Origin of the sequence: Rhodobacter ferrooxidans, assembly GCF_000176015.1 — a bacterium.
GTDB lineage: Bacteria > Pseudomonadota > Alphaproteobacteria > Rhodobacterales > Rhodobacteraceae > Pseudorhodobacter_B > Pseudorhodobacter_B ferrooxidans.
Map to the genome: position 1 here is coordinate 78359 of NZ_ACYY01000014.1, position 25986 is coordinate 104344.

Consider the following 25986-nt stretch of genomic DNA (forward strand, 5'->3'; position numbering starts at 1 on the left):
ACAGCATGGCCAGCACGGCAAAACCCCAAGGCGGCATCGTCGAGACCATCAAGACGGTCGTTTACGCGCTTCTGATCGCCGGCGTTTTCCGCACGCTGTTTTTCCAGCCGTTCTGGATTCCCTCGGAATCGATGAAGGACACCCTGCTGATCGGTGACTTCCTGTTCGTCAACAAGATGGCCTACGGCTATTCGCGCTATTCCTGCCCGTTCGGCCTGTGCCCGTTCACCGGGCGGATTCTGGGGTCTGAACCCGAACGTGGCGATGTCGTGGTGTTCCGCCATCCGGTGAACGGCTCGGATTTCATCAAGCGGCTGATCGGCCTGCCGGGGGATACCGTTCAGATGAAGGATGGTATCCTTTACATCAACGGCACCGCAGCGCCGCAGGTGCCCGATGGCCAGTTCCACGAGGTTTTTGAACGCCAGGGCCCGATGGGCAACACCCCGCGCTGTGAAAACGGTCCTGTTGGCGAGGGCGGCGATTGCACGCGATCGCGTTTCAAGGAAACCCTGCCCAATGGCGTGGTGCATTCGGTGCTGAACATCGACACCAACGGCTTTGCCGACAACACCGACGTGTTCACCGTGCCCGAGGGCCACTATTTCTTCATGGGCGACAACCGCGACAACAGCCAGGACAGCCGTTATGGTCAGGCCGTGGGCGGCGTGGGCTTCGTGCCGGCCGAAAACCTGATCGGGCGGGCCGACCGGGTGATGTTCTCGTCGGCGGGGAAATCCATGCTGTATTTCTGGACCTGGCGCAGCGACCGCTTCTTCAAGGGGATCGAGTGAAGCTATCGGCCGAACTTCAGGCCTTTTGTGGCCGCATCGGACATGTGTTCCGCCAGCCGGAGCTTCTGTTGCGCGCGGTGACGCACAGCTCGATTTCCTCGAAGACCCGGCCCGATAACCAACGGCTGGAGTTTCTGGGCGACCGGGTGCTGGGTCTGGTGATGGCCGAGGCGCTGCTGACCGCCGATACCGCCGCCAGCGAGGGTCAGTTGGCGCCGCGCTTCAACGCGCTGGTGCGCAAGGAGGCCTGCGCCGATGTGGCCCGCGACTTAGGTCTGGGCGAGGTGATGAAGCTGGGCCGATCCGAGATGATGTCGGGCGGGCGGCGCAAGGATGCGCTGCTGGGCGACGCGCTGGAGGCGGTGATCGCCGCGGTTTACCTCGACAGCGGGTTCGACGCGGCGCGCGGGCTGGTGTTGCGGCTGTGGGGCGGGCGGATCGGCGCGGTGCAATCGGACGCCCGCGACGCCAAGACCAGCCTGCAGGAATGGGCGCAGGCCCGCGGTCTGCCGCCGCCTGCCTATATCGAACTGGGCCGCGACGGCCCGGACCACCAGCCGCAATTCACCGTCGAAGTGCGGCTGGAGAATGGTGCTGTGGAACTGGCCCGGTCGGGCACCAAGCGGGCTGCCGAACAGGCGGCGGCAAAGGCGCTTCTGGCGCGGATGGAGGCGACAGATGACAGAGCTTGAGGGCGAGGCCGTGGGCGGCACCGGTGGCACGCGGGCGGGCTTCGTGGCGCTGATCGGCGAGCCGAATGCCGGGAAATCGACACTTTTGAACAAGATGGTGGGGGCCAAGGTCTCGATCGTCACCCACAAGGTGCAGACCACGCGGGCGCGCATCCGCGGCGTGGCGATGGAGGGTGCGGCGCAGATCGTGTTTGTCGATACGCCCGGCCTGTTCCGGCCAAGGCGCAGGCTTGACCGCGCCATGGTGGCGGCGGCCTGGGGCGGGGCGGCGGATGCCGATGTGGTGGTGCTGCTGATCGAGGCGCATCGCGGGCTGACCGAGGGCACCAAGGCCATCATCGACGCCATGCGCGACCGCATCCCGCGCGGCCAGACCGTGGCTTTGGCGATCAACAAGATCGACCGGGTCAAGGCCGAGGTGTTGCTGGGCCTGTCGGCGCAGATGAACGAGGCGTTTCCCTTTGCCGAGACCTTCATGATTTCCGCCGAAAAAGGCTATGGGGTGGACAAGCTGAAGGCCTGGCTGGCGACGCAACTGCCGGAAGGTCCGTGGTTCTACCCCGAGGACCAGATCGCCGATCTGCCGCTGCGGATGATCGCCTCGGAAGTGACGCGCGAGAAGCTGACGCTGCGGCTGCACGAGGAATTGCCCTATCAGTTGACCGTCGAGACCGAGAAATGGGAAGACAAGCCCGACGGCTCGGTGCGGATCGACCAGATCATCTATGTGGCGCGCGATGGTCACAAGGGCATCGTGCTGGGCAACAAGGGCGAGACCATCAAGGTGATCGGCCAGGCGGCGCGGCTGGAGCTGGTGGAGTTTCTGGACCGGCCGGTGCATCTGTTCTTGCAGGTGAAGGTTCGGCCGAACTGGCTGGAGGAGCCCGAGCGGTATTCCGAGATGGGGCTGGATTTCAAGGACGGCAACTGACGCAGAGGTCGGAGCCTCCGGCGGGGATATTTTTGCAGAGAAGAATGCGGGGTTGGGATGAAGCCGCAACTGACCACCGGGTTCTGGGTTTCGGCATATCTGGCGCGGTTGCGGCTGGCGGCGATACCGGCCTTTGTCACCCGCAAGGGCGATGCCACGGCGGGGGCGGTGCTGGTCAAGCTGGCGACGCTGGACGGGCAGGCGGTGGCGTATCAACGCAGTTTCGATCTGAGCGCGGATGAGCGGATCTGGGTGGTGCTGAAAGCTGGCCCCGAAGCCGAGGTGGACGCCGCGGTTGCCCGGCAGCGCCAATTTGACCCCGATCTTTGGGTGCTGGAGATCGAGGACAAGGCCGGGCGAACCCTTCTGGACGAAGACGGCTTGCGCTGAGGCTTGCGGCCACCCGTGGCGCATGGATACTGGCGGCATGGAATGGCGCGACCAGGGGGCGCTTTTGTCGGTGCGTCCGCACGGCGAAAGTGCCGCGATCATCGAGGTGTTCACGGCGGCGCATGGGCGTCATGCCGGGGTGGTGCGGGGCGGGGCCTCGCGGCGCATAGCGCCGTTGTTGCAGCCCGGTGCGCAGCTTGACGTGGTCTGGCGGGCGCGGCTGGAGGGGCATATCGGCGCCTTCACGGTGGAGCCGGTGCGCAGCCGTGCCGGGGTTCTGGGTGACCGGCTGGCCTTGGCCGGGCTGAACGCGATCTGCGCCATGGTGCGGGTGGCGCTGCCCGAACGCGCGCCACATGACCTGCTTTATGCCGCCACCATCGCGGTGCTGGACGCGCTGGAAACCGCGCCAGACTGGCCCGCCCGCTATCTGCGCTGGGAGTTGTTGTTGCTGGAGGAGTTGGGTTTCGGCCTTGACCTTGGGCGCTGTGCGGTGACCGGTTCGCGTGATGATCTGGCCTATGTCAGCCCGAAAACCGGGCGGGCGGTCAGCCGGGACGGGGCGGGGGAATGGGCGGCGCGGCTGCTGCCGTTGCCGGATTGTCTGCTGGGGCAGGGGCCGGCCTCGGGGGCTGACCTTGCCGCCGGGCTGGCGGTCACCGGGCATTTCCTGACCCGCGAGATGGCCAGCTTGCGGCATGTGCAGCATCTGCCCGAGGCGCGGGCGCGGTTGCTGGAACTGTTGGCGCGATGAGTGGTTTCGGCCGGTTTGTGGCGGCGGCGGGCATGGCCAATCTGGCCGATGGCATGGCGGTGCTGGCCTGGCCCTGGGTCGCCAGCCTGCTGACCCGCGACGCGCTGCTGATCGCTCTGGTGCCGGTGGCGCTGCGGTGGCCGTGGCTGCTGTTTGCCATTCCCGCCGGGCTAGCAACTGACCGGCTGGACCGGCGGCGGCTGGTGCTGGCGATGGACGCGCTGCGGCTTTTCGCCTTTGCCGCGGTGGCGCTGGCGCTGTGGGCCGCCCTGCCGCTGGCACCGCCGACGCGCGGGCTGGCTGAGCCTGCACTGTTTGCGCTGCTGCTGGCTGCGGCGCTGATCACCGGGGTGGCCGAGGTGTTTCGTGACAATGCCGCCCAGACCCTGCTGCCCGCGCTGGTGCCGCAGGCCGCGCTGGAGGCGGCCAACGGGCGGCTGTGGACGGTTGAATTGCTGGGCAACATGCTGGTCGGCCCGCCGCTGGCCGCCTTGCTGATCGCCGTGGCGCTGCCTTTGCCCTTCGCCGCCAATGCCTTGGCCTATCTGTTGGCGGCAGGGCTGATGCTGCGGCTGGCGGGGAATTTCCGGCCCTTGGCGGTGGCGGGCAATGGCTGGCGCGCCGATCTGGCCGAGGGGTGGGCGGGTTTGCGGGGCACGCCGCTGTTGCTGCATCTGGCGCTGATCACCGGGGTTTGGAACCTGTTTTTCCAGATGGTGATGATCGCGCTGGTGCTGCATGGCCAGGAAAACCTTGGGCTTTCGGCCACCGCCTTCGGGCTGGTGCTGGCGGCGGGGGCGCTGGGCGGTATCTTCGGTGGCATCTTTGGCGCGCGGATCATCGCGGTCTGGGGGCCCGCGCGCACGGCGCAAGCCATGCTGGCGCTGTCGGTTCCGGCGTTTCTGGTGGTTGGGTTGGCACCGGGGCCGGTGACGCTGGGGCTGGCGCTGATGGGGTTCGAGTTTACCGGGCTGGTGTGGAACACGGTTGCGGTGTCCTACCGCCAGCGCGCCACGCCGGACCGGCTGCTGGGGCGGGTGAACAGCCTTTACCGGCTGCTGGCCACCGGGATGATGCCTTTGGGGCTGGTGCTGGCGGGGGTTGTCACCCGGCTTGCGGAAACCGCGCTGCCGCGGGCGCTGGCGCTGACGGCGCCCTTTGCGGTGGCGACACTGGGAGCCGCGGGGCTGGCGTTTCTGGGATGGCGGGTGTTGCGGCGTGGCGGGGCGGCGCTGGGCTGATGCCCGTTTCGTGATGCCCCTCGCGCTTGGAATACGACGCGAAATGTCGCGGATGCCGCAGCATGGGGCCGCCCGGGCTGGCACGACTGAACGCCATGGCCACGCGATACCTGCCCCTGTTCCTGAAACACTCCGCCACGCCGCGGATCGAGGCCTTTGCCCTGCTGGCGGGGCTCGAGGCGGCGGTGCGCGGCGTCGTCATCTCGGTTATGCCGCTGGCGGTCTATGATGCGGTCAAGGATGCAGGCGTGGTCAGCCGGGTATATTTCCTGGTCGGCATCGCCTCGCTGATCTGGGGGCTGATGGTGCCCTGGGCCACACGGCATGTGCCGCGGCGCTGGATGTATACCGTGGGCTGCGTGTTCTACATGATCGGGGCGACGCTGGCGGCCTCGGGCGCGCCTTTGGCGGTGACACTGGCGCTGGGCTGCATGGCGCTGGCCACCGCCACGGTGTTCGTATGCTTCAACGCCTATGTGCTGGACTATGTGGCGCGGGCCGAACTGGGGCGCACCCAGTCGTTGCAGATGCTGTATGCGGCGGCGCCCTGGGCGGTGGGGCCGATGCTGGGGGTCTGGCTACGCAGCCTGTGGCAACCGTTGCCGTTTGTGGTGGCGGGGGGCTGTGCCGTGCTGCTGCTGACAGCCTTCTGGATCCTGCGGCTGGGCAACGGCAAGCAGATCACCCGCGCCAAGGGCCCAGCGCTGAACCCTCTGGCCTATCTGGGGCGGTTTTTCGCGCAGCCAAGGCTGATTGCGGGCTGGCTGTTTGCGGTGCTGCGATCGTGCGGCTGGTGGGTCTATGTGGTCTATCTGCCGATCTTCTGCATCGAGGCGGGTCTGGGCGACAAGGTCGGTGGCGTGGCGCTGTCGCTGTCCAACGCGCTGCTGTTCATCTCGCCCTTCATGCTGCGGCTGGTTTATCGCACCTCGGTGCGCCGGGCAGTGCGCGGGGCGTTCGCGCTGTGCTGCGGCACCTATATGGTGGCAACCCTGGCCTCGGGTCTGCCCTGGGTGACGGTGGCGATGATGATGCTGGGGTCATTCGGGCTGGTGATGCTGGATGCGGCGGGCGGCTTGCCGTTCATGATGTCGGTCAAACCCTCCGAGCGCACCGAGATGGCGGCGGTCTATTCCAGCTTCCGCGATGTCTCGGGCATCCTGACGCCGGGGGCGGCGTATCTCGTGCTGCTGGTGGCGCCGCTGTCCGGCATCTTTGCCGCCGCAGGTGCCGGCATGGCAATTGCCTGGACCATCGCCGGGCAGTTGCACCCCAGACTCGGGGCCAAACGCCCGTCGCATGGCGGCGTTCTACCCGACTGAACTTTCATCTGTTCTCAAATATCCCGGGGGTCCGGGGGCAGCGCCCCCGGCCTGTTTCAGTCCAGCAAACGCCGCGCAATCACCTGCGCCTGAATTTCCGCGGCCCCCTCAAAGATGTTCAGGATGCGCGCATCGCACAGGATGCGGCTGATCTGGTATTCCAGCGCGAAGCCGTTGCCGCCGTGAATCTGCAGCGCATTGTCGGCGCAGGCCCAGGCGACGCGGGCTCCCAGCAGCTTGGCCATCCCGGCCTCCAGATCGCAGCGCTTGTCGTGGTCTTTCTGCCAGGCGCTGAAATAGGTCAACTGCCGCGCCACCATGATCTCGACCGCCATCATCGCCAGTTTGCCGGCCACGCGCGGAAACTCGATCAGCGCCTTGCCGAACTGCTTGCGGTCCTGCGCATACTGCATCCCCACCTCCAGCGCGTTCTGCGCCACGCCGATGGCACGGGCGGCGGTCTGGATGCGGGCGGATTCGAAAGTCTGCATCAACTGCTTGAAGCCTTGCCCTTCCACCCCGCCCAGCAGGTTCGCGCCCTTCACGGCAAAGCCGTCAAAGGCCAGTTCGTATTCTTTCATGCCGCGATAGCCCAGCACCTCGATCTCGGTTCCGGTCATGCCCTGGGTCGGGAAGGGGATGGCATCGGTGCCCGGGGTCTTTTCGGCCAGGAACATCGACAGGCCGCGATAATCGCTGGTGGCGGGGTCGGTGCGGGCCAGCAGGGTCATCACATGGGTGCGGGTGGCATGGGTGATCCAGGTCTTGTTGCCGGTCACCTGCCAGTCATCGCCCACCTTCACCGCGCGGGTGCGCAGGCTGCCCAGATCCGAGCCGGTATTGGGTTCGGTGAACACCGCCGTGGGCAAAATCTCGCCCGAGGCCAGCCCCGGCAGCCATTGCGCCTTTTGCGCGTCGGTGCCACCGCACAGGATCAGTTCGGCGGCAATTTCGCTGCGGGTCGCCAGAGAGCCGACACCGATATAGCCGCGCGACAGTTCTTCCGACACCACCACCATCGAGGCTTTCGACAGCCCGAAACCGCCAAACTCCTCGGGGATGGTCAGGCCGAACACCCCCATTTCGGCCAGCGAGTCGATGATCTCCATCGGGATCAACTCGTCGCGCAGGTGCCAGCCGTGGGCGTTAGGCACCACGCGCTCGTCGGCGAAACGGCGGAACTGGTCGCGGATCATTTCCAGCTCGTCGTCCAGCCCCGAAGCGCCAAAGGTGGCGCGGCCGTGGTTGTCCTGCATCAGGGCGACCAGACGGGTGCGGGCGAGGCTGGTGTTGCCCGAAGCCATCAGCGTGGCCGCCGCCGCACTGGGTGCCGGTGCGGTCAGCCCCAGATCGCCCAGCCGCGCCATCTCGCCTTGGCTCATCGGAATACCGCCGCGGATTTGCGCCAGATATTCGCCAAAGCCGATCTGCAGAAGCAGGGCTTCCATCTCGCCGAACTTGCCCTCAGCGTCCAGCCGCCCGGCCCAGGCGCGCATCTGCTGCAATGCCTGGGTGTAGGTCGCCAGCCAAGACAGGGTGTGGGCGGCGAACTGGTGCTGTTCCAGCGCCGGGGCGGACAGCTTGCCGCCAACGGTCACCAGCGCGCGCAACGCCTCGCGGCCTTCGGCAAACAGCGCCTCGACTTCCGGCAGCGCACTTTCGGTCAGCGCAAGGATATCGGCCAGAAGCGGCGATTGGGGCAGGTCTTGTCCATCATGCGGCATGGCGATTCTCCGTTTCTGCGGTTGCAAAAGCGGTAGCGCCTTCGCACATGCAGCGCAATATTAATTCGCGGTGGGATGCAGCGAAGACCGAATATGTCGTGGCCGTTGCGGGTGCGCCAGATCGGCAAGGCCAGCCGCAAATTTTTCGAAAAATTTGCCAAAATCCTTCGAAGGATTTTGGTCCGGGTGCGCCGCCAATGCAAAAGGCCCCGAAGCTGTCCCGCAAGGGCAACTTCGGGGCCTTTCCTTGGCTCAGCCTCAGCCGATGGCGGCGGCTTTCACGTCGGCGTCGATATAGGGCAGATATTGCGCGAAATTCTCGGCAAACATCGCCACCAGTTTCTGCGCCTGCGCGTCATAGGCATTGCCGCTGGTCCAGGTGGAGCGCGGGTCCAACAGGCCGGTATCGACGTCATGCACCGCCACCGGCACGTCGAAGCCGAAGTTCGGGTCGCGGCGGAACGTGGCATTGGCCAGGCTGCCATCCAGCGCCGCGGTCAGCAGCGCGCGGGTGGCGCGGATCGGCATCCGCTTGCCGACGCCATAAGCGCCGCCGGTCCAGCCGGTGTTCACCAGCCAGCAATGCGCGCCGGTGCGGGCAATCGCCGCCTGCAACAGCTTGCCATAAGCCTCGGGACGGCGCGGCATGAACGGCGCACCGAAGCAGGTGGAAAACGTCGGCTGCGGCTCGGTGATGCCACGCTCGGTGCCTGCCACTTTCGAGGTGAAGCCCGACAGGAAGTGATACATCGCCTGCGCCGGGGTCAGCCGCGAGATCGGCGGCAACACACCGAAGGCGTCGCAGGTCAGCATGATCACGTTCTTGGGCGTGCCGCCGATGCCGGTTGCCGAGGCATTGGCAATGTATTCCAGTGGATAGGCGCAACGACCGTTCGGGGTCAGGCTGGCATCGTCGAAGTCGATCTCCAGCGTTTCCGGGTTGAACACGTTGTTTTCCACCACGGTGGCGAACATCGAGGTGGTGGCATAGATGTCGGGCTCGGCTTCGGCGCTGAGGTTGATGGTCTTGGCGTAGCAGCCGCCTTCGAAGTTGAACACCGCATTGTCGGACCAGCCATGCTCGTCATCACCGATCAACGTGCGCGACGGGTCGGCCGAAAGCGTGGTCTTGCCGGTGCCGGACAGGCCGAAGAACACCGCGGTATCATCGGTATTGCCCTTGGCATGGTTGGCCGAGCAGTGCATCGCCATCACGCCCTTGCCGGGCAGGATGTAGTTCAGCAGCGTGAACACGCCCTTCTTGATCTCGCCCGCATAGCCGGTGTTGGCGATCAGGATCTCTTTGGTGTCAAAATTCAGCGCGATCACCGTATCGGTGCGGCAGCCGTGCTTTTTCGGGTCGGCCTTGAAGCTGGGGACGTTGATGATGGTCCATTCCGGCACAAAGCTGTCCAGTGCCGAACGGGCCGGGCGACGCAGCATGTGGCGGATGAACAGGCTGTGCCAGGCCAACTCGGTCACGACGCGCACGGCCAGATGGTGTTCGGGGTCGGCACCGCCCACCATATCCTGCACGAAAAAGTCGCGGCCCTGCATGTGAGCCAGCATGTCGGCCTTCAGTTGCACAAAGGCATCAGGCGCCATCGGCTGGTTGTTTTCCCACCAGATGCTGTCTTCGACCGATGCTGTGCGCACCACGAACTTGTCCTTGGGCGAGCGGCCGGTGAATTTGCCGGTCGAACACAGGAAAGCGCCGCCCTTGCCAAGGGTGCCTTCGCCGCGTAGCAGCGCTGCTTCAACCAGTTGCGGCTCGATCAGGTTGTAATGCACCTTGCCCAGGCCGGTGATGCCTTGATGGTCCAGTTTGCAGGCTGGGTTCACGTGTCCGAGTGTCATGTTCAAGCTCCCGTAGCCGCAGCCGCGACCGTAATTCATATCCGATATCGGCGCCCGTGGTGTGCAGGGCTACCGGTCAGCCCCGGGGCCGACGCTGACACGAGTTCTATACAATGTGCAAATGCGGCGAACCAGAACGCATTTGCGGCGTTAGCGCAAGCAGCGGCAGTTTAGCGCAACCAACTCATCGACTGCGGCAAATTAGTCAATCCTTGGTAATTTTCGTGTCCCCTGAAGCCACCGGCAGGGGGTGATTCGCAGTTAAGTGTTGATTGTTCGGGTCGAAAACCGGATCATATGGAAAAAATCAGGCAAACGAGCAGTATAGGATCACCAGTAATGTCAAGGATCGCCCTTGTGGACGACGACAGGAATATCCTGACGTCGGTTTCGATGACGCTCGAGGCCGAAGGCTTCGAAGTGGAAACCTACAACGACGGCCAGTCGGCGTTGGACGCATTCAACCGCCGTCTTCCTGACATGGCGGTGCTGGACATCAAGATGCCGCGGATGGACGGGATGGACCTGCTGCAACGCTTGCGGCAGAAAACCACCATGCCGGTGATCTTCCTGACCTCGAAGGATGACGAGATCGACGAGGTTCTGGGCCTGCGGATGGGCGCCGACGACTATGTGAAAAAACCGTTCTCGCAACGGCTGCTGGTCGAACGCATCCGCGCGCTGCTGCGGCGACAGGACGCGATTGCCACCGGCGAGGTGGCGGTGACCGAGGAAACCAAGATCATGGAGCGTGGCTATCTGCGGATGGACCCGCTGCGCCATTCTGTGGCCTGGAAGGGCAATGACGTGTCGCTGACCGTCACCGAATTTTTGCTGTTGCAGGCGCTGGCGCAACGCCCCGGTTTCGTGAAAAGCCGCGATGCGCTGATGGACGTGGCCTATGATGATCAGGTCTATGTCGATGACCGCACCATCGACAGCCACATCAAGCGGCTTCGCAAGAAGATGCGCAGCGCCGATGCCGAGTTTTCGGCGATCGAGACGCTGTATGGCATTGGATATCGCTATAACGAAGAGTGACGGCACCGCATGACCGTTGCACGCCAGATCCCCGTGGAAGACACCCCACCAACCCGCAAGGGCGAGGTGCTGGTCGGTGACGATTGGGTGTCGCCCGACGCCCAGGCCGATGCCGATTGGCGAAGCGTGCGCGGCAGGCGTGGCATCGTCGCGCTGAACCGCTCGCCGCTGGCCCGGAAGATCATCATTTTCAACATGATGGCGCTGGTGATCCTGGTGTCGGGCGTGCTTTACATGAACCCGTTCCGCGACAGTCTGGTACAGCAGCGCGAAAAGGGGCTGGTGGCCGAAGCGCGGTTGATCTCGAACGTGTTCGAAGCGCGGATGCCGGGCAATCAGGCGGTCGATCTGGCCACCGGCACCGGCATCGACATCGACAAGGTGCTGGATCAGGTCGATCTGGGTCCGGGGGTCGAGATTTTTGTGTTCGACACCTATGGCGGCTTGCTGACCAAGGCCATCGGTGCCGCGGGCGAACCGGCGGCCTCGGGCCGCTCGACCGTGATCACCGATTTCCTGAACCTGATCTGGGAGGGGGTTTCAGGCGTGCTGGCGCCCCCCGAAAGTGCCACCAAGGTCGATGGCGAGGCTTTGGCGCGCGATCTTTACGCCGCCGCAAGGTCGGGCGAGACCGCGGTCAACACCGCCAAGGCACCGCAGGGCGGCACGCTGTTCTCGGTCGCCACGCCGATCTGGCGGGCGGGCGAGGTGCTGGGGGTGGTGGCGCTGACCTCGGCCGCGGGTGAGATTGACGGGTTGGTGCGCTATGAACGCGAGCAGGTTTTGCAGATGTTCGTGATCGCGCTGCTGGTGTCGATCGGCCTTTCGCTGGTGCTGGCCTCGACCATAGCCAACCCCTTGTCGGATCTGGCGGCAGCGGCGGAACTGGGCCGCGACCGCGACGCCCGCAAGATGGCGCCGGGCCGGGTGCGGATCCCCGATCTGACCGCGCGACCCGACGAGATCGGTCGGCTGTCGGTGGCAATGCGCGGCATGGTGGCGGCGCTTTACGACCGCATCGACGCCAACGAACAGTTTGCCGCCGATGTGGCGCATGAGATCAAGAACCCGCTGGCGTCGTTGCGCTCGGCCGTGGGCACCATGCGGGTGGCCAAGCGCGACGATCAGCGTGAGCGTCTGCTGGAGGTGATCGAGCATGACGTGCGCCGCCTGGACCGGCTGGTCAGCGACATTTCCAACGCCTCACGGCTGGACTCTGAGTTGGTCAAGGAAGAGGAAGAAGAGTTCAACCTGCTGAAAACCCTGTCGAACCTGAGTGAATACCTGGGCGCGCAGGCTTCGGAAAAGGGCGTGGATTTCATCACCGACCTGCCGTCGGAGCCGATCATCATCCGCGGGCTGGAGGCGCGGCTGGCGCAGGTTTTCGTCAACCTGATCACCAACGCCGTGTCGTTCTGCGACGAGGGCGATGCGGTGCGGGTCTGGGCGCGGCGGCGGGAAAACCGGGTGCTGGTGGTGGTGGAAGACACCGGGCCGGGCATTCCCGAAGCCGCCCTGCAAAAGGTGTTCAAGCGGTTCTACTCCGAACGCCCGGTGGGCCAGTTCGGCAACCACTCGGGCCTGGGTCTGGCGATTTCCAAGCAGATCGTCGAGGCGCATGGTGGGGTGATCTGGGCCGAAAACATCCGCCCGACCCATGCCGACATCACCTCGGAACCCCTGGGCGCGCGCTTCGTGGTTGGCCTGCCGATTTGACCAGCGGGACGCAGGTGCAGACCCTGCATGCCAGTTGCGTGGCGGTTGACGGGCGCGGGCTGTTGATCCTTGGTCCCTCGGGCAGCGGCAAATCCGGGCTGGCGCTGCAACTGATGGCGCTGGGTGCCGGGCTGGTGGCCGATGACCAGACAGAAATCCGCCTTGAAGATGCCGCGCTGATCGCCCGCTGCCCCGCCCCGCTGCGCGGCCTGATAGAGGCGCGCGGCATTGGTTTGCTGAACGCCTTGCCGCTCGAAAGTGCGCCGCTGCATCTGGTGGTTGATCTGGGTCAGTCCGAAACCCAGCGCCTGCCACCAAAACGTCACATCACCTTGATGAACCAGTGTTTGGACCTTGTGCTGGGGCAGGATGGACGCCATTTTCCTTCAGCACTGCTGCAGATGCTCAGGTTCGGGCGGCAGGCTTAGCCGCAGCAAGGATCGCGTCGTGACGAACATGTCCAGCCCTCAGGCCGATCAGACCCGGGACCACCGGCTGGTGCTGGTCACCGGGCCGTCGGGGGCGGGACGCTCGACCGCGATTCACGCGCTGGAGGATCTGGGCTACGAGGTGATCGACAACCTGCCGCTCAGCCTGGTGCCGCGGCTGATCGACGGCCCGCCGCTGGGCCGCCCCATCGCGCTGGGGCTGGACGTGCGCAACCGCGAGTTCAATGCCACCGCCCTGATCGAGCTGATCGACAGCCTGACCCGCGATCCAAGGGTCGATCTGGACGTGCTGTATCTGGATTGCGCCCCCGAGGCGCTGATCCGGCGCTACTCCGAAACCCGCCGCCGTCATCCGCTGGCCCCCGACGAAACCCCGACCCGCGGCATCGAGCGCGAGATCGACCTGCTGGCACCGATCCGGGTGCGCGCCGATCATCTGGTCGACACCACCGAGATGTCGCCGCATGACCTGAAGGCCGAGATTACCCTTTGGTTCGCACGTGCGGGGGCGGCCGGAATGGCGGTGTCGGTGCAGTCGTTTTCCTACAAACGCGGGGTGCCGCGCGGCGTTGACATGATTTTCGACTGCCGGTTCCTGCGCAATCCGCATTGGGTGGCGGCGTTGCGCGATCTGGATGGCCGCGACCCGACGGTGGCCGAGTTCGTGGCCGACGACCCGCTGTTTGCGCCGTTCATGGCCAGGCTTGCCGAACTGGTGCTGTTCCTGCTTCCGGCGCAACGGCACGAGGGCAAGGCGCATCTGTCGATCGGTCTCGGCTGTTCAGGTGGGCAACACCGTTCGGTTGCCGTCGCGGAGAAACTGGGCAATCTGCTTGCACAGGAGGGCTGGGCGGTGTCAAAAAGACATCGGGAGCTTGAGCGTCGGGCGACGGGCGCGCAGCCGGGGAAGACAGGATGAAACGCGCGTGATCGGCATCGTGATCGTCGCACATGGCGGGCTGGCGCGGGAATATCTTTCCGCGGTCGAGCATGTGGTGGGCAAGCAATTGGCGATTGCCGCAATCTCGATCGAGGATGATTGCGACCGCGCGGACAAACAGGACGAGATCAGCGCCGCTGCCGCTTCGGTGGACAGCGGCGATGGCGTGGTGGTGGTGACCGACATGTTCGGCGGCTCGCCCTCCAACCTGTCGCTGCCGGCCTGTGCCGGGCGCAACCGCCGCATCCTTTACGGTGCCAACCTGCCGATGCTGATCAAGCTGACCAAATCGCGCGACCTGCCGGTGGCGCAGGCGGTGGCGCTGGCGCTGGATGCCGGGCGCAAATACATCAACAGCCTGGATCTGGGCAGCGACGGCACCGGCGAGGCCGATTACGGGACGCGTCGATGATTCGCCGTCGCCTGCTGATCGTCAACGACAAGGGGCTGCACGCCCGTGCCTCGGCCAAGTTCGTCGAATGTGTGGAACGCTTCGACGCCCGCGCCGAGGTCAGCCGTGATGGCATGACGGTGTCGGGCGATTCGATCATGGGGTTGCTGATGCTGGCGGCCTCGCGCGGCACCTCGATCGACATCGCCACCAGTGGCCCGCAGGCCGATGCGCTGGCCGACGCCTTGCAGGCGCTGGTCGCCGCGCGGTTCGGTGAAGACTACTGACCTGAGGCGTGTCAGGCAAAAGTGGGCAGCAGTTTTGCCGCCCGACACGCGAAGAATAAAGGTTTAGCGGGTCGGCACCGGCACTTCGCCGCGATAGTCGTAGAAACCGCGCTGGGTCTTGCGGCCCAGCCAGCCCGCCTCGACATATTTGGTCAATAGCGGGCAGGGCCGGTATTTGGTATCGGCCAGTCCGTCGTGCAGCACGTTCATGATGGCAAGGCAGGTGTCCAGCCCGATGAAATCGGCCAGTTCCAGCGGCCCCATCGGGTGGTTGGCGCCCAGCTTCAGCGATTCGTCGATGGATTTCACTGAACCCACGCCCTCATACAGCGTATAGACCGCCTCGTTGATCATCGGCATCAGGATGCGGTTGACGATGAAGGCCGGAAAATCCTCGGCCGGGGCGGCGGTCTTGCCAAGGCGCACCACCACCTCCAGCAGCGCATCATAGGTCGGCCCGTCGGTGGCGATGCCGCGGATCAGTTCGACCAGTTGCATCACCGGCACCGGGTTCATGAAGTGGAAACCCATGAACTTTTCCGGCCGGTCGGTGCGCGAGGCAAGGCGGGTGATCGAGATCGACGAGGTGTTCGAGGTCAGGATGGTGTGCGGTTTCAGATGCGGCGCCAGATCCTCGAAAATCGCCTGCTTGACGGTTTCGCGTTCGGTCGCGGCCTCTATGATCAGATCAAGCGGCCCAAGGTCGGCCAGTTTCAGCGTGGTCTTGATCCGCGCCATCGCGGCGGCCTTCGCCTCGGCGGTGGTCTTGCCGCGGGTCACCTGGCGTTCGATGTTGCGGTCGATCAGCGCCATCGCCTTGTCCAGACTGGCCTGATTGACGTCGGTCATCAGCACGTCATAGCCCGCCAGCGCAAAGACATGGGCGATGCCGCTGCCCATCTGGCCCGCCCCGACGATGCCCACCGTTTGAATTGCCATGCCGCGACCTCCGACGTTTCGTGCAGCGAACCATATGCACCGAGCGCGGCCGGGTGCAAGGCCGGTCCGGTGCGCCAGCAAGGCTAAAATTCACGTCGAATTCGCGGTTTAGCCATTTGGCAATGGCTTTGGCGCAGATTGATTCGTGGGTGTTGTGAAATATGGGTGGGTGTGATGGCTTATGCTTATCCGGGCGAAGGGGCCCTGGATTACTATCCTTGCCGCTATGGCAAGTCGAAACTGCTGTTCCGTGGCCCCGGCCGCGATCTGGACAAGGACTATGTCGCCGTGCTGGGCGGCACGGAAACCTATGGCAAGTTCGTGCCGGTGCCCTATCCGGCGCTGGTGGAACGCGATACCGGCTTGCGGCTGGTCAATCTGGGCTGCGTCAATGCCGGGCTTGATGCCTATGTGCAGGAACCGGCGGTGCTGGATATCGTTGGGCGGGCCGCGGTGACGGTGGTGCAGATCGTCGGTGCGCAGAACGCCTCGAACCGGTTCTATTCGGTGCATCCGCGCCGCAACGACCGGTTTCTCTGGGCCTCGCCGCTGCTGCGCCAAACCTTTCCCGAGGTCGATTTCACCGAGTTTCATTTCACCCGCCACCTGCTGCGCACCTTGCACGCGGTGTCGGCGGAACGATTCGCCGCCGTGGCCGAGGAGTTGCGCGCGGTCTGGCTGGCGCGGATGACGCTGCTGCTGGATCATATTCCGGGCAAGACCGTGCTGCTGTGGATTGGCGATCACGCGCCGCCCGCTGCCGCCAATGATCTGGACCGCGACCCGATGCTGATTGACGCCGCGATGATCGGTGCGGTGCGGGCCTATGCCTCGGACTATCTGGAGGTGGTGCCCAGCCCGGATGCCCGCGCCAGCGGCCTGACCGGCATGGCTTACACGCCACTGGAACAACCCGCGGCTTTGGGCGTGCCGGGGCCTGCGGTGCATGCCGAGGTGGCCGACAAGCTGGCCGTGGTGTTGCAGCGCATGCTGTAAATGCAAACGGGCACCCGGTCCGGGGTGCCCGCCTTGGTCAAGCCTTGGAAATCACAGCTTTTCGATCAGTTCCGGCAGGGCGGTGAACAGGTCGGCCACCAGGCCATAGTCTGCCACCTGAAAGATCGGCGCATCCTCGTCCTTGTTGATGGCGACGATCACCTTGCTGTCCTTCATCCCCGCCAGATGCTGGATCGCACCCGAGATGCCGACGGCAACATAAAGTTGCGGCGCCACCACCTTGCCGGTCTGGCCAACCTGCCAGTCGTTCGGGGCATAGCCACTGTCCACCGCGGCACGGCTGGCGCCCACGGCGGCGCCCAGCTTGTCGGCCAGCCTTTCGATCAGCGCGAAATCCTCGTGCGAGCCGACACCGCGGCCACCCGAAACCACGATCTTGGCCGAAGTCAGTTCGGGCCGATCGGAGGTCGCCACGCGGTCTTCGACCCAGGCCGACAGGCTGCCATCCGCCGCCGTCGCCAGCGCCTGCACCGGGGCGGCACCACCCTTGCCCGCCGCTTCGAAGGTGGCGGTGCGGATGGTCATCACCTTCGTGGCGTCCAGCGATTTCACGGTCTGGATGGCATTGCCGGCATAGATCGGGCGTTCGAAGGTGTCAGCGTCGATCACGCCGATCACTTCCGACAGGATCATCACGTCCAGCAGCGCCGCAACCCGCGGCATCACGCTTTTCGAAAACGCCCCGGAGGCCGCGGCGATATGGGTGTAATCCCCCGCCAGCGACAGGATCAGCGCCGCGGTCGGCTCGGCCATGCCATGACAATAGACGTGATCGCCCGCGAACAGCACCTTGGCCACCCCGGCCAGAGTTGCCGCTTCGGCGGCCGCCGCATCGCCACCGGTGCCCGCCACCAGCACCGTCACCGGGCCAAGGCCCTTGACCGCGGTCAGCGCCTTGGCCACCTGATCGGTCGCCAGTTGCCCGCCCACCACATCGGCAAGAAGAAGAACGGCCATCACAGCACCCCCGCTTCGTCTTTGAGTTTCGCCACCAGATCGGCCACCGAGGCCACCCGCACGCCCGCCTTGCGGCCCGCCGGTTCGGTGGTTTTCAGCACCGAAAGCCGCGGGCTGACATCGACGCCGTAATCGGCGGCGGTCTTTTCCTCCAGCGGTTTCTTCTTGGCTTTCATGATGTTGGGCAGACTGGCATAGCGCGGCTCGTTCAGCCGCAGATCGACGGTGATGATGCTGGGCATCGTCACCCGGATCGACTGCAAGCCGCCGTCAACCTCGCGCGTCACCAGCGCATGATCGCCCTCGATCGCCAGTTCCGAGATGAAGGTGGCCTGCGACCAACCCAGCAGCGCCGCCAGCATCTGGCCGGTGGCGTTCATGTCATTGTCGATCGCCTGCTTGCCGCACAGCACCAACCCCGGCGCTTCGTCGCGCACCACGGCGGCCAGCAGCTTGGCCACCGCCAGTGGCTCGATATCGGTATGCACGTCCGAGGCGGCCTCGATCAGAATCGCGCGGTCGGCACCCATGGCCAGCGCGGTGCGCAGGGTTTCCTGCGCCTGTTTCACGCCGATCGACACCACGATCACTTCCGAAGCGGTGCCCGCCTCGCGCAGCCGGATCGCCTGTTCGACGGCAATCTCGTCGAAGGGGTTCATCGACATCTTCACATTGGCCAGATCGACGCCCGTGCCATCCGCCTTGACGCGAACCTTCACGTTGTAGTCGATCACCCGTTTGACAGGCACAAGAACCTTCATCGGCGCAAATCTCCTTATCCGGGCCCCGGGCTGCGGGGCCAATCCATGCCACTTGGCGGTGTTACTAACCTTTCTGCGCTGCGGAAAACAGACCAAAACCGACAGCGAATGGCGGCGCTACGTCGCGTCTTTGCCTTAGCGGGTCAGGCCCGGCACCCAGAGCACATCGGCGGTGCCGTCGGCATTGGCGATGCGGCCGGCGACGAAGAACCAGTCCGACAGCCGGTTCAGAAACTTCACCGCCTCCTGGTTGACCTCTTCCATGGTGGCCAGTTCCACCACCAGCCGCTCGGCGCGGCGGCTGACAGTGCGGCACAGGTGCAGATGGGCTGCCAAGGCGGTGCCACCGGGCAGGATGAAACTGCGCAGCGGGGCAAGCCGGGCGTTCATCGTGTCGATTTCCGATTCCAGCCGCAGCACCTGGCTTTCGATGATCCGCAGCGGCGCGTGACCGGCCTCGGCATCGCGCTCCATGTCGGGGCGGCAGAGGTCGGCGCCAAGGTCGAACAGGTCGTTCTGGATGCGCTGCAGCGCCGCGTCGATCTCGCCCGAGGCATGCAGGCGGGCCAGGCCGACGGTGGCGTTGGTTTCATCGACCGTGCCATAGGCGTTGACCCGGGTGGAATGTTTGGCCACCCGCGCGCCATTGCCCAGCGTGGTTTCGCCCGCGTCGCCGGTCTTGGTGTAAATGCGGTTCAGAACGACCATGGCAGGTTTCCTTCGATGATTTGCCGCTGATGTAGCGGCTGGCGGCGGAAAAGCGAACTGCAAATCCGCTCGGTCCCTCCCTTGCGGTCGCTCCTCGCTGCCCGCGAAGACCGACCGCAAGGAAGGGATGAGCCGCCCGCTCAACCCTTGCGGATCAGCCAGTCCAGCGCCCGAACCGGCAGGATGCGCCGCGCCACCGCCATCAGATGCGTCGGCAGCGTCACGAAATACCGCGGCTTCGGCCTCGGGCTTTCCAGCGCCAGCATCAGTTTGGCCGTCACCGCCGCAGCCGGCAGTTCGAACCGGTCCGGCCCGCCGTCCTGGTAAAGCCGTTTCAGCAGGCTGCGATATTGCTCGGCCCGGGCCGAGCCTCGCCAGTCGATCCAGCGTTCGAAATGCGGGATCGAATTCACCCGAACCTTCGTCGGGATCGGCCCCGGCTCGATCAGCACCACGGCAATGCCGGTGCCGGTCATCTCCATCCGCAGCACGTCGGTCAGGCCTTCCAGCGCGAATTTGGTGGCGGCATAGGCGCCGCGCCACTGCATCCCCACCAGCCCCAGCACCGACGAGACGTTGACGATCCGGCCATGCCCCTGCGCCCGCATCAGCGGAATCACCCGCCGCGTCAGGTCATGGGTGCCGAACAGATTGGTCTCGAAAATCTCGCGCAGCAGCCCGCGCGGCAGGTCTTCCACAGCGCCGGGGCAGGCGTAGGCGGCGTTGTTGTAAAGCGCGTCCAGCGTGCCGCCGGTGCGGGCCACCACTTCGGCCACGGCCGCGGTGATGCTGGCCTCGTCGGCCAGATCGAGCGTGAAACTTTCCAGCCCCTCGGCCCGCAGCTTTTCGCAATCAACCTCGGCACGGCAGGTGGCGAACACCCGCCAGCCGCGCGCGTGCAGGCTACGGGCAGCATCCAGCCCGATGCCGGAGGAACAGCCGGTGATCAGGATCGAGCGGGGGGATGTCATGCGCACACTCCGGTTTCCCGGCGACCGGGCAACGCGGTCAGTTGGCCGGGGCATCCGGCGTCAGGAACCGCTCGGCCACATAGCCTTCGATACCGTCGCCTTCAATGCGAATCTGCGCCCAGCCATCGCCGCTGACCGCAACCACCGTCGCCGCCTCGCCACGCGACAGCTTGCCCAGCACGTCGGTCTCGGTAGATGGCCCAAGCCGCACGTTGACCGTGCTTGCGTTGACATACCAGACCTGCGGCGCGGGTTCAGGCGCCGCTTCGGCCACCGGCTGCACCAGCGGCATTTGCAGCGGGGCGGCGGCTTCGGCCCGCACCGCGATCACCGGCGCGGGGCGGGGGGTGATTATCGCCGGGGCAGGGGTGGCTTGCGGTTGCGATTGCGCCAGCAGCGCGGCTTCGCGGGCGGCTTTCAGGCCGGGGCGCAACTGGCCATAATCGCGGCCGCCGATCAGGGCAGTGGCAAACAGGGCAGCACATAAAAGCAGGGTCAGACGCAGCATCAGGGCACCAGAATCACACAATAATGCCGTTAGTTACCATGTTTTCCGACAGGGAAGTGCGGAATTTCCACACCATTTTCCCCGTCTTCGCCCCGGCTGCAATTCGATCTGGACCGGCTGGCGCTGGCCCACTACACAACATCCATGACCAAAGCGCCGCAAGACCCCAAGATCGAGCCTCAGGAACATTCGGAACCGCTGCGCCGTGCCATCGGCGAGCGCTATCTGACCTATGCGCTGTCCACCATCATGCACCGCGCGCTGCCCGATGCCCGCGACGGGCTGAAGCCGGTGCACCGCCGCATCCTCTTTGCGATGCGCGAGTTGAAGCTGTCGCCGACCAGCGCCTTCCGCAAATCGGCCAAGATCAGCGGCGACGTGATGGGCAACTATCACCCGCATGGCGATGCCGCGATCTATGACGCGATGGCGCGGCTGGCGCAGGATTTCAACGTGCGCTACCCGCTGGTCGATGGCCAGGGCAACTTTGGCAACATCGACGGCGATAACCCGGCGGCCTCCCGCTACACCGAGGCCCGGCTGACCGCGATTGCCGAGGCGCTGATGGAAGGGCTGGCGGAAAACGCCGTCGATTTCCGCCCGAACTACGATGGCACGCTGGAAGAGCCGGTGGTGATGCCCGCGGCCTTTCCGCACCTGCTGGCCAACGGCTCCAGCGGCATCGCGGTCGGCATGGCCACCAATATCCCGCCGCACAACCTGCATGAATTGATCGACGGCTGTCTGGCGCTGATCAAGCACCCCGATCTGCCCGATGCGGCGCTGGTCGATCTGATCCCCGGCCCGGATTTCCCCACTGGCGGCGTGATCGTCGAGCCGCGCGCCTCGATTCTGGACAGCTATCGCACCGGGCGCGGCTCGTTCCGGCTGCGGGCGCGTTGGGCGGTGGAAGACCTCGGGCGCGGCCAGTGGCAGATCGTCGTCACCGAGATCCCCTATCAGGTGCAGAAATCCAAGCTGATCGAGCGGCTGGCCGAGCTGATCCAGACCAAGAAGACGCCGCTGCTGGCCGACGTGCGCGACGAATCCACCGCCGATGTGCGGCTGATCCTGGAGCCGCGGGTGCGCACGGTCGATCCCGACATGCTGATGGGCACGCTGTTCCGCAACTCGGACCTTGAACTGCGCTTCAGCCTGAACATGAACGTGCTGATCGACGGGCGCACGCCCAAGGTGTGTTCCTTGCGCGAGGTGTTGCGTGCGTTTCTGGACCACAAGCGTGAGGTGTTGCAGCGCCGCAGTCGGCATCGGCTGGAGAAGATCGACCACCGGCTGGAAATTCTCGAAGGCTTCATCATCACCTTCCTGAACCTGGACCGGGTGATCGACATCATCCGCTATGACGCCGACCCCAAGCGGGCGCTGATGGCCGAGGATTGGGGCAAGAAGCACCGCCGCGCCACATCGGAAAAGGACTATGTGCCGCCCGCCCCCGGCGAGGGTGAGCTGACCGAGGTGCAGGCCGAGGCCATTCTGAACATGCGGCTGCGCAGCCTGCGGCGGCTGGAAGAGCTGGAACTGATCGCCGAGCGCGACGCGCTGATGGTGGAACGCGCCGGGCTGGAAGACCTGCTGGCCTCGGACGCGCTGCAATGGAAGCGCATCGGCAAGGATCTGGCCGAGGTGCAGAAAACCTTTGGCAAGGCCTCGAAGGGTGGGGCACGGCGCAGCACATTCGCCGAGGCCGGCGAAGCCGAGGAAGTGCCCTATGAGGCGATGATCGAACGCGAGCCGATTACGGTGATATGTTCGAAAATGGGTTGGATCAGGGCGATGAAAGGCCATGTCGCGCTGGATTCCGAGCAGAAATTCAAAGATGGCGACGAAGGCCGCTTCCTGTTCCATGCCGAAACCACCGACCGGATCATCCTGATCGGCTCCAATGGCCGGGTCTATACGCTGCTGGGCGCCAACCTGCCCGGCGGGCGTGGCATGGGCGAGCCGGTGCGGCTGATGGTCGATCTGCCCAACGATGCCGAGATCATCGACCTGATGATCCATCGGCCGGGGCTGAAACTGCTGATCGCCTCGACCGCCGGCGATGGTTTCGTGCTGCCCTCGGACGAGGTGGTGGCGCAGACCAAGGCGGGCAAGCAGGTGCTGGTGGTGCGCGAGGGGGTGAAGACCGCGCTGTGCCGACCGGTGAAGGGCGATGCCGTGGCCGTGGTGGGCGACAATCGGAAAATGTTGGTTTTTCCACTGGCCGACTTGCCGGAAATGGCTCGTGGCAAGGGTGTAAGGTTGCAAAAATACAAGGACGGTGGTCTGGCCGATGCCACGACCTTTGTGCTGGCGCAGGGGTTGTCGTGGAAAGACCCCGCCGGGCGCACCCGCACCGAGACCGATCTGGCCGAGTGGCAGGCGGCGCGGGCCACCGCCGGGCGGATGGCGCCGCGCGGTTTCCCGCGCGACAACCGGTTTACCTAAAGCGGGTCAGGTATACAGCGTCGGCACGCCCATCTCGTCGTGGATGCTGTTGACTGCCGCCTTGTCCAGCCCCAGCCCGCGCGCCAGTTGGTCGAGGTATTGCGCCTCGGTCTGGTGATCCAGATCAATGGCCATCAGCGACATGGTATAGACCTGCGCCTGCAATCCGGGCGGCACGTCGCGCACCAGGGCTGCGACATCGACGGGCCGCGCCATCTCGGCCTCGACAAAATCGCGCTCCTCGGCGCTGATCTCGCCCAGATGTTCGACCAGCTTCTGGTTCTCGGCCTCATCCACCTCGCCATCCGATTTGGCCGCCTGAATCATCGCCCGCAACAGCAGGGCGGCGATGGCTTCCTGATCGGCGGTTGGCGCTTGCGCAGGCCTGCCGCCATTGGCCAGCGTGCCCTCCAGCATGTCGCCGAAATTGCGAACGCTGCTGCCTTGCGGCGCGCGGTTGCCCAGCAAATCGCCAAGCCCCCCCAGCACCGAGCCACCACTGTTGCGGCTGCCCGCCGCCCCGGTCAGCCCGCCCAGCAACCCGCCCAGACCGCCCGCGCCGCCACCGGTGACCTGCTCGATCAGGCCGCCCAGACCACCGCTCTGGCTGCCGGTTTTCGGCGAATGTGCGCCGCCAAACAGCCCGCCGGTTCCGGCACCGGTTCCGGTGCGTGTGCCGCTGGTGCGGCTGCGCTCCGACACGGTCTGAAAGCCCTTGGCAAGCGCTACCCCGATGGCCACCTTGGCCAGTGTTCCGACAAAAGACATCTCAACCTCCAAAACCAACCCGCCGCCATGCTAGGCGGATTTTCTGCAATCGGTAGGGGAAAAATGCGGACAGGCCGCCAGATTTCCCACAACCGACCCGGCGGGCTTGCCTTCTTCTAAGTGAAAACGTCCCGGGGGGGGCGCCGGGTGGGGCGCCACTGGTTCAAGAACCACCCGGCGCAGGCTGGCCCCGCCTCTGTCGCTCGCGCCCGGTCTCAGGCCGGATCGACCGTCAGCCAGACCCCGCCTTCGGGGCGCAAAGTCAGGATCATCACCGGCTTCGGTTCTTTTCCGGGAACCGCGCCAAAGCGGAACCGCGCCAGCAGCGTCGCCAGAATGATCACCGCCTCTTGCAGCGCGAAAGAGGCACCGATGCAGATCCGCGGCCCATCACCGAACGGCAGATAGGCAAAGCGGTCCACCCGGCGGGCGTCGGCAAAGCGGCCGGGGTCAAAGCGGTCGGGGTCGGCCCACAGCGCGTGATGGCGGTGCAGCGCATAGATCGGCAGGATCACGGTGTCGCCGGGTTTGATCTCGCGGCCACAAAGCTCGTCCGCCATCAGCGCCGTGCGCGACAGAAACGCCGCGGGCGGGTACATCCGCAACGCCTCGTCGATGATCGCCCGCACCAGCGGCAAGGCCGCCAGATCCGCCGCCGTCGCCGCCCGATCCCCCAGCACCGCCTGTGCCTGCGCCCGCGCCGCGGCCTGCACGCCCTGATCAAAGGCGCACAGATACAGCGACCAAGCCAGCGTCAGCGCCGTGGTCTCGTGCCCGGCGACGATGAAGGTCAAGAGGTTGTCGCGCAACTCGGCAGTGGACATGCGGCGCTCGGTGTTGGGGTCGCTGCCCGCCAGCAGCAGGTCCAGCAGGTCCGGCACCGGATGCGGCGGCTCGGCCCGCCTGCGGTCGATGGCGGCGTCGGCAAAGCGCTTCATCTGCCGCATGCCGCTGCCGGCAAACATCCGCGAGGGCCGCGGCACCCAGCCCGGCGCACCGATGATATCCAGCAAGGACACCTTGGCGGTCTGGCCGATATAGGTCTCGATGGCGCGGTGCACCGCCTCGCGCTCGAACCCCTCGCCGCCGGAAAAGGTGACATCCGAGATCACCTCGAACGTCGCGGTGATCATCTCGTCGAACATGTCGGCCGCGCGCCCCGCCGCAGCACCAATCCGCGCCGAAGCCCGTTCCGCCGCCGCCGTCATCACCGGCGCGAGGTTTGCCACGTTGCGATGCGAGAACACCGGGGCGGCGGTGCGGCGCTGCCAGTGCCATTCGGCGCCCTCGGCCACGAACAGGCTGTCACCGATCGCCGGTTCCAGGATCAGCTTGGTGACCACCGACTTGGGGTAATCATCGACCTTGTCGCGCAGGATGCGGCGCAGCGCCCCCGGCTCCATCACCATGTGCCAGCGTTTGCCGGTGCGCCCCGACAGCATCGGCATCCGGGTGGCGATCTCGGGGATCAGTTCCAGCACGTTGCGCTGACCGGCGCGCAGGGTGCCCATCACGCCCAGCGGCTCGGTGGCAAGCTTTACCCTTGCGGGCAGCGGTGGGGCGATGGGGCTGTGCAGGGTCATGGCATCCTCCGGCGGGGTTACTGTGGATATAGCGGGCACCAGCGCCAGGAAAAGGCGTGCCCGTTGCAGGACCGTCGCCCGGTCGCTATGGCTTGGCAAAAGCCTGTCAAGGACGCCCCGATGACCCTGCTGCGCAAAATCGCCCTGACCGCCGGACTGTTGCTGCTGGTGGCCTGTGGCAAGAACGACTTGGCCGCACCGCCTGCCGAACTTGGCGATTTCGTGCTGGGGCTGAACATCGTCGTCGCCGACAACATGCAGAAGGTGCCGATCTCGCGCCCGGTCACGGTCGAGGAATGGGAGGCGGTGATGAAAAAGGCGGTGGAAGACCGCTTTGGCCGCTACCGGGGCGACCGCGTCTATAACATCGGCATATCGGTTGACGCCTTCGCGCTGGCACCGAAGGGCGTTCCGCTGGTCGTGGCGCCGAAGTCGGTTCTGATGATCACGGCCAACATCTGGGATGACGCCAAGGGCCAGAAACTGAACCGCAAGGGCAAGCGGATCACCGTGTTCGAAAGCCTGTCGGGCGACACCGTGGTCGGCTCTGGCCTGACCCGCAGCAAAGAGCAGCAGATGGCGGCACTGTCCTACAATGCGGTCAAGGCGGTCGAGCGCTGGTTGATGGACAATCCCGCCTGGTTCGACATGACCGACAGCCGCCGCAGCCCCACGCCAAGCGCCGCCAACTGAGGCTTGATTTTCCCTGTTTCTGCCTGTAACGGACGCGCGATATTGCAACGGGCCATCCCGGCCCTTGATTTCGCGAGGCGCCCCAGATGGCAAAGGCAAAGTAC

Annotated in this window: 26 protein-coding genes; 16 read left to right on the plus strand and 10 right to left on the minus strand. The window is 65.4% G+C overall.

Annotation, left to right across the window (positions count from 1 at the left end):
- Positions 1-5: 5 nt before the first annotated feature.
- The 7 genes from lepB (at position 6) to RSW2DRAFT_RS11340 (ending at position 6124) form a co-directional block, all read left to right on the plus strand.
- A complete protein-coding gene (lepB, locus tag RSW2DRAFT_RS11310; RefSeq protein WP_008031045.1) occupies positions 6-794 on the plus strand; it encodes a signal peptidase I in 789 nt (262 codons plus the stop codon).
- Complete coding sequence (gene rnc, locus RSW2DRAFT_RS11315) at positions 791-1486, plus strand: ribonuclease III (RefSeq protein ID WP_008031047.1); 696 nt, start codon at positions 791-793, stop codon at positions 1484-1486. Before lepB ends, rnc begins: the two co-directional genes overlap by 4 nt.
- Positions 1473-2417, plus strand: a complete 945-nt coding sequence (era, locus tag RSW2DRAFT_RS11320) for a GTPase Era (RefSeq protein WP_008031049.1) — start codon at positions 1473-1475, stop codon at positions 2415-2417. Before rnc ends, era begins: the two co-directional genes overlap by 14 nt.
- A gap of 57 nt (positions 2418-2474) precedes the next feature.
- The gene (locus tag RSW2DRAFT_RS11325) at positions 2475-2807 is read left to right on the plus strand and encodes a DUF1491 family protein (protein ID WP_008031051.1); all 333 of its coding nucleotides are present in this window, start codon (positions 2475-2477) and stop codon (positions 2805-2807) included.
- Positions 2808-2844: 37 nt separating this feature from the next.
- On the plus strand, positions 2845-3561 hold the full coding sequence (gene recO / locus RSW2DRAFT_RS11330; RefSeq protein WP_008031052.1) for a DNA repair protein RecO: 717 nt from the start codon (positions 2845-2847) through the stop codon (positions 3559-3561).
- Positions 3558-4802: an MFS transporter gene (locus tag RSW2DRAFT_RS11335; protein ID WP_008031055.1), complete on the plus strand. Its 1245-nt coding sequence runs from the start codon at positions 3558-3560 to the stop codon at positions 4800-4802. Before recO ends, RSW2DRAFT_RS11335 begins: the two co-directional genes overlap by 4 nt.
- Positions 4803-4864: 62 nt before the next feature.
- Positions 4865-6124: an MFS transporter gene (locus RSW2DRAFT_RS11340; RefSeq protein ID WP_008031057.1), complete on the plus strand. Its 1260-nt coding sequence runs from the start codon at positions 4865-4867 to the stop codon at positions 6122-6124.
- 56 nt (positions 6125-6180) lie between these two features.
- Here the strand turns inward: RSW2DRAFT_RS11340 and RSW2DRAFT_RS11345 are convergent, their stop codons facing one another.
- Together RSW2DRAFT_RS11345 and RSW2DRAFT_RS11350 are read right to left on the minus strand one after the other, a co-directional pair.
- Positions 6181-7848, minus strand: a complete 1668-nt coding sequence (locus tag RSW2DRAFT_RS11345; RefSeq protein ID WP_008031061.1) for an acyl-CoA dehydrogenase family protein — start codon at positions 7846-7848, stop codon at positions 6181-6183.
- A 258-nt stretch (positions 7849-8106) separates the two neighbouring features.
- Positions 8107-9705, minus strand: a complete 1599-nt coding sequence (locus RSW2DRAFT_RS11350) for a phosphoenolpyruvate carboxykinase (protein WP_008031062.1) — start codon at positions 9703-9705, stop codon at positions 8107-8109.
- Positions 9706-10044: 339 nt separating this feature from the next.
- Here RSW2DRAFT_RS11350 and RSW2DRAFT_RS11355 point away from each other — a divergent pair, with 339 nt between their 5' ends.
- Genes RSW2DRAFT_RS11355 through RSW2DRAFT_RS11380 form a run of 6 tightly spaced genes read left to right on the plus strand, consistent with a single transcriptional unit; the run spans position 10045 to position 14529 of the window.
- Positions 10045-10746 carry a response regulator transcription factor gene (locus RSW2DRAFT_RS11355; RefSeq protein WP_008031065.1) on the plus strand — a complete coding sequence of 234 codons (702 nt, stop codon included), beginning with the start codon at positions 10045-10047 and terminating at the stop codon, positions 10744-10746.
- A 9-nt stretch (positions 10747-10755) separates the two neighbouring features.
- Complete coding sequence (locus RSW2DRAFT_RS11360; RefSeq protein ID WP_008031067.1) at positions 10756-12462, plus strand: sensor histidine kinase; 1707 nt, start codon at positions 10756-10758, stop codon at positions 12460-12462.
- A gap of 14 nt (positions 12463-12476) precedes the next feature.
- On the plus strand, positions 12477-12890 hold the full coding sequence (locus RSW2DRAFT_RS11365) for an HPr kinase/phosphorylase (protein WP_008031069.1): 414 nt from the start codon (positions 12477-12479) through the stop codon (positions 12888-12890).
- Positions 12891-12918: 28 nt separating this feature from the next.
- Positions 12919-13830: an RNase adapter RapZ gene (gene rapZ / locus RSW2DRAFT_RS11370; protein ID WP_040672069.1), complete on the plus strand. Its 912-nt coding sequence runs from the start codon at positions 12919-12921 to the stop codon at positions 13828-13830.
- 7 nt (positions 13831-13837) lie between these two features.
- Positions 13838-14263 (plus strand): PTS sugar transporter subunit IIA, encoded by a 426-nt coding sequence (locus RSW2DRAFT_RS11375; RefSeq protein ID WP_008031073.1) that lies wholly within the window; start codon positions 13838-13840, stop codon positions 14261-14263.
- The gene (locus tag RSW2DRAFT_RS11380; protein ID WP_008031074.1) at positions 14260-14529 is read left to right on the plus strand and encodes an HPr family phosphocarrier protein; all 270 of its coding nucleotides are present in this window, start codon (positions 14260-14262) and stop codon (positions 14527-14529) included. The genes RSW2DRAFT_RS11375 and RSW2DRAFT_RS11380 overlap by 4 nt, the downstream gene beginning before the upstream one ends.
- A 63-nt stretch (positions 14530-14592) precedes the next feature.
- On the opposite strand, the gene RSW2DRAFT_RS11385 is transcribed toward RSW2DRAFT_RS11380, so the two are convergent.
- On the minus strand, positions 14593-15468 hold the full coding sequence (locus tag RSW2DRAFT_RS11385) for a 3-hydroxybutyryl-CoA dehydrogenase (protein WP_008031076.1): 876 nt from the start codon (positions 15466-15468) through the stop codon (positions 14593-14595).
- Positions 15469-15642: 174 nt separating this feature from the next.
- Here RSW2DRAFT_RS11385 and RSW2DRAFT_RS11390 point away from each other — a divergent pair, with 174 nt between their 5' ends.
- Complete coding sequence (locus RSW2DRAFT_RS11390) at positions 15643-16464, plus strand: DUF6473 family protein (RefSeq protein ID WP_008031078.1); 822 nt, start codon at positions 15643-15645, stop codon at positions 16462-16464.
- A gap of 51 nt (positions 16465-16515) precedes the next feature.
- On the opposite strand, the gene RSW2DRAFT_RS11395 is transcribed toward RSW2DRAFT_RS11390, so the two are convergent.
- The 5 genes from RSW2DRAFT_RS11395 to RSW2DRAFT_RS11415 all read right to left on the minus strand — a co-directional run bounded on the left by RSW2DRAFT_RS11395 (position 16516) and on the right by RSW2DRAFT_RS11415 (position 20390).
- The gene (locus RSW2DRAFT_RS11395) at positions 16516-17442 is read right to left on the minus strand and encodes an electron transfer flavoprotein subunit alpha/FixB family protein (RefSeq protein ID WP_008031080.1); all 927 of its coding nucleotides are present in this window, start codon (positions 17440-17442) and stop codon (positions 16516-16518) included.
- Positions 17442-18203: an electron transfer flavoprotein subunit beta/FixA family protein gene (locus RSW2DRAFT_RS11400; RefSeq protein ID WP_008031083.1), complete on the minus strand. Its 762-nt coding sequence runs from the start codon at positions 18201-18203 to the stop codon at positions 17442-17444. The genes RSW2DRAFT_RS11395 and RSW2DRAFT_RS11400 overlap by 1 nt, the downstream gene beginning before the upstream one ends.
- A gap of 135 nt (positions 18204-18338) precedes the next feature.
- Positions 18339-18911 carry a cob(I)yrinic acid a,c-diamide adenosyltransferase gene (locus tag RSW2DRAFT_RS11405; protein ID WP_008031086.1) on the minus strand — a complete coding sequence of 191 codons (573 nt, stop codon included), beginning with the start codon at positions 18909-18911 and terminating at the stop codon, positions 18339-18341.
- A 140-nt stretch (positions 18912-19051) separates the two neighbouring features.
- Complete coding sequence (locus RSW2DRAFT_RS11410; protein WP_008031088.1) at positions 19052-19882, minus strand: SDR family NAD(P)-dependent oxidoreductase; 831 nt, start codon at positions 19880-19882, stop codon at positions 19052-19054.
- Between the two features lie 37 nt (positions 19883-19919).
- Complete coding sequence (locus RSW2DRAFT_RS11415) at positions 19920-20390, minus strand: SH3 domain-containing protein (protein ID WP_008031090.1); 471 nt, start codon at positions 20388-20390, stop codon at positions 19920-19922.
- A 144-nt stretch (positions 20391-20534) separates the two neighbouring features.
- Between RSW2DRAFT_RS11415 and RSW2DRAFT_RS11420 the strand changes: the two genes are divergently transcribed.
- Positions 20535-22838, plus strand: a complete 2304-nt coding sequence (locus RSW2DRAFT_RS11420; RefSeq protein ID WP_008031091.1) for a DNA topoisomerase IV subunit A — start codon at positions 20535-20537, stop codon at positions 22836-22838.
- 6 nt (positions 22839-22844) lie between these two features.
- Here RSW2DRAFT_RS11420 and RSW2DRAFT_RS11425 read toward each other — a convergent pair whose 3' ends face one another.
- Complete coding sequence (locus RSW2DRAFT_RS11425) at positions 22845-23606, minus strand: tellurite resistance TerB family protein (RefSeq protein ID WP_008031093.1); 762 nt, start codon at positions 23604-23606, stop codon at positions 22845-22847.
- 215 nt (positions 23607-23821) lie between these two features.
- Entirely contained in the window at positions 23822-25189 is a 1368-nt protein-coding gene (locus RSW2DRAFT_RS11430) for a cytochrome P450 (RefSeq protein WP_008031095.1), read from the minus strand.
- Positions 25190-25309: 120 nt separating this feature from the next.
- Here RSW2DRAFT_RS11430 and RSW2DRAFT_RS11435 point away from each other — a divergent pair, with 120 nt between their 5' ends.
- The gene (locus RSW2DRAFT_RS11435) at positions 25310-25882 is read left to right on the plus strand and encodes a hypothetical protein (protein WP_008031096.1); all 573 of its coding nucleotides are present in this window, start codon (positions 25310-25312) and stop codon (positions 25880-25882) included.
- The last annotated feature ends 104 nt before the right edge of the window (positions 25883-25986 follow it).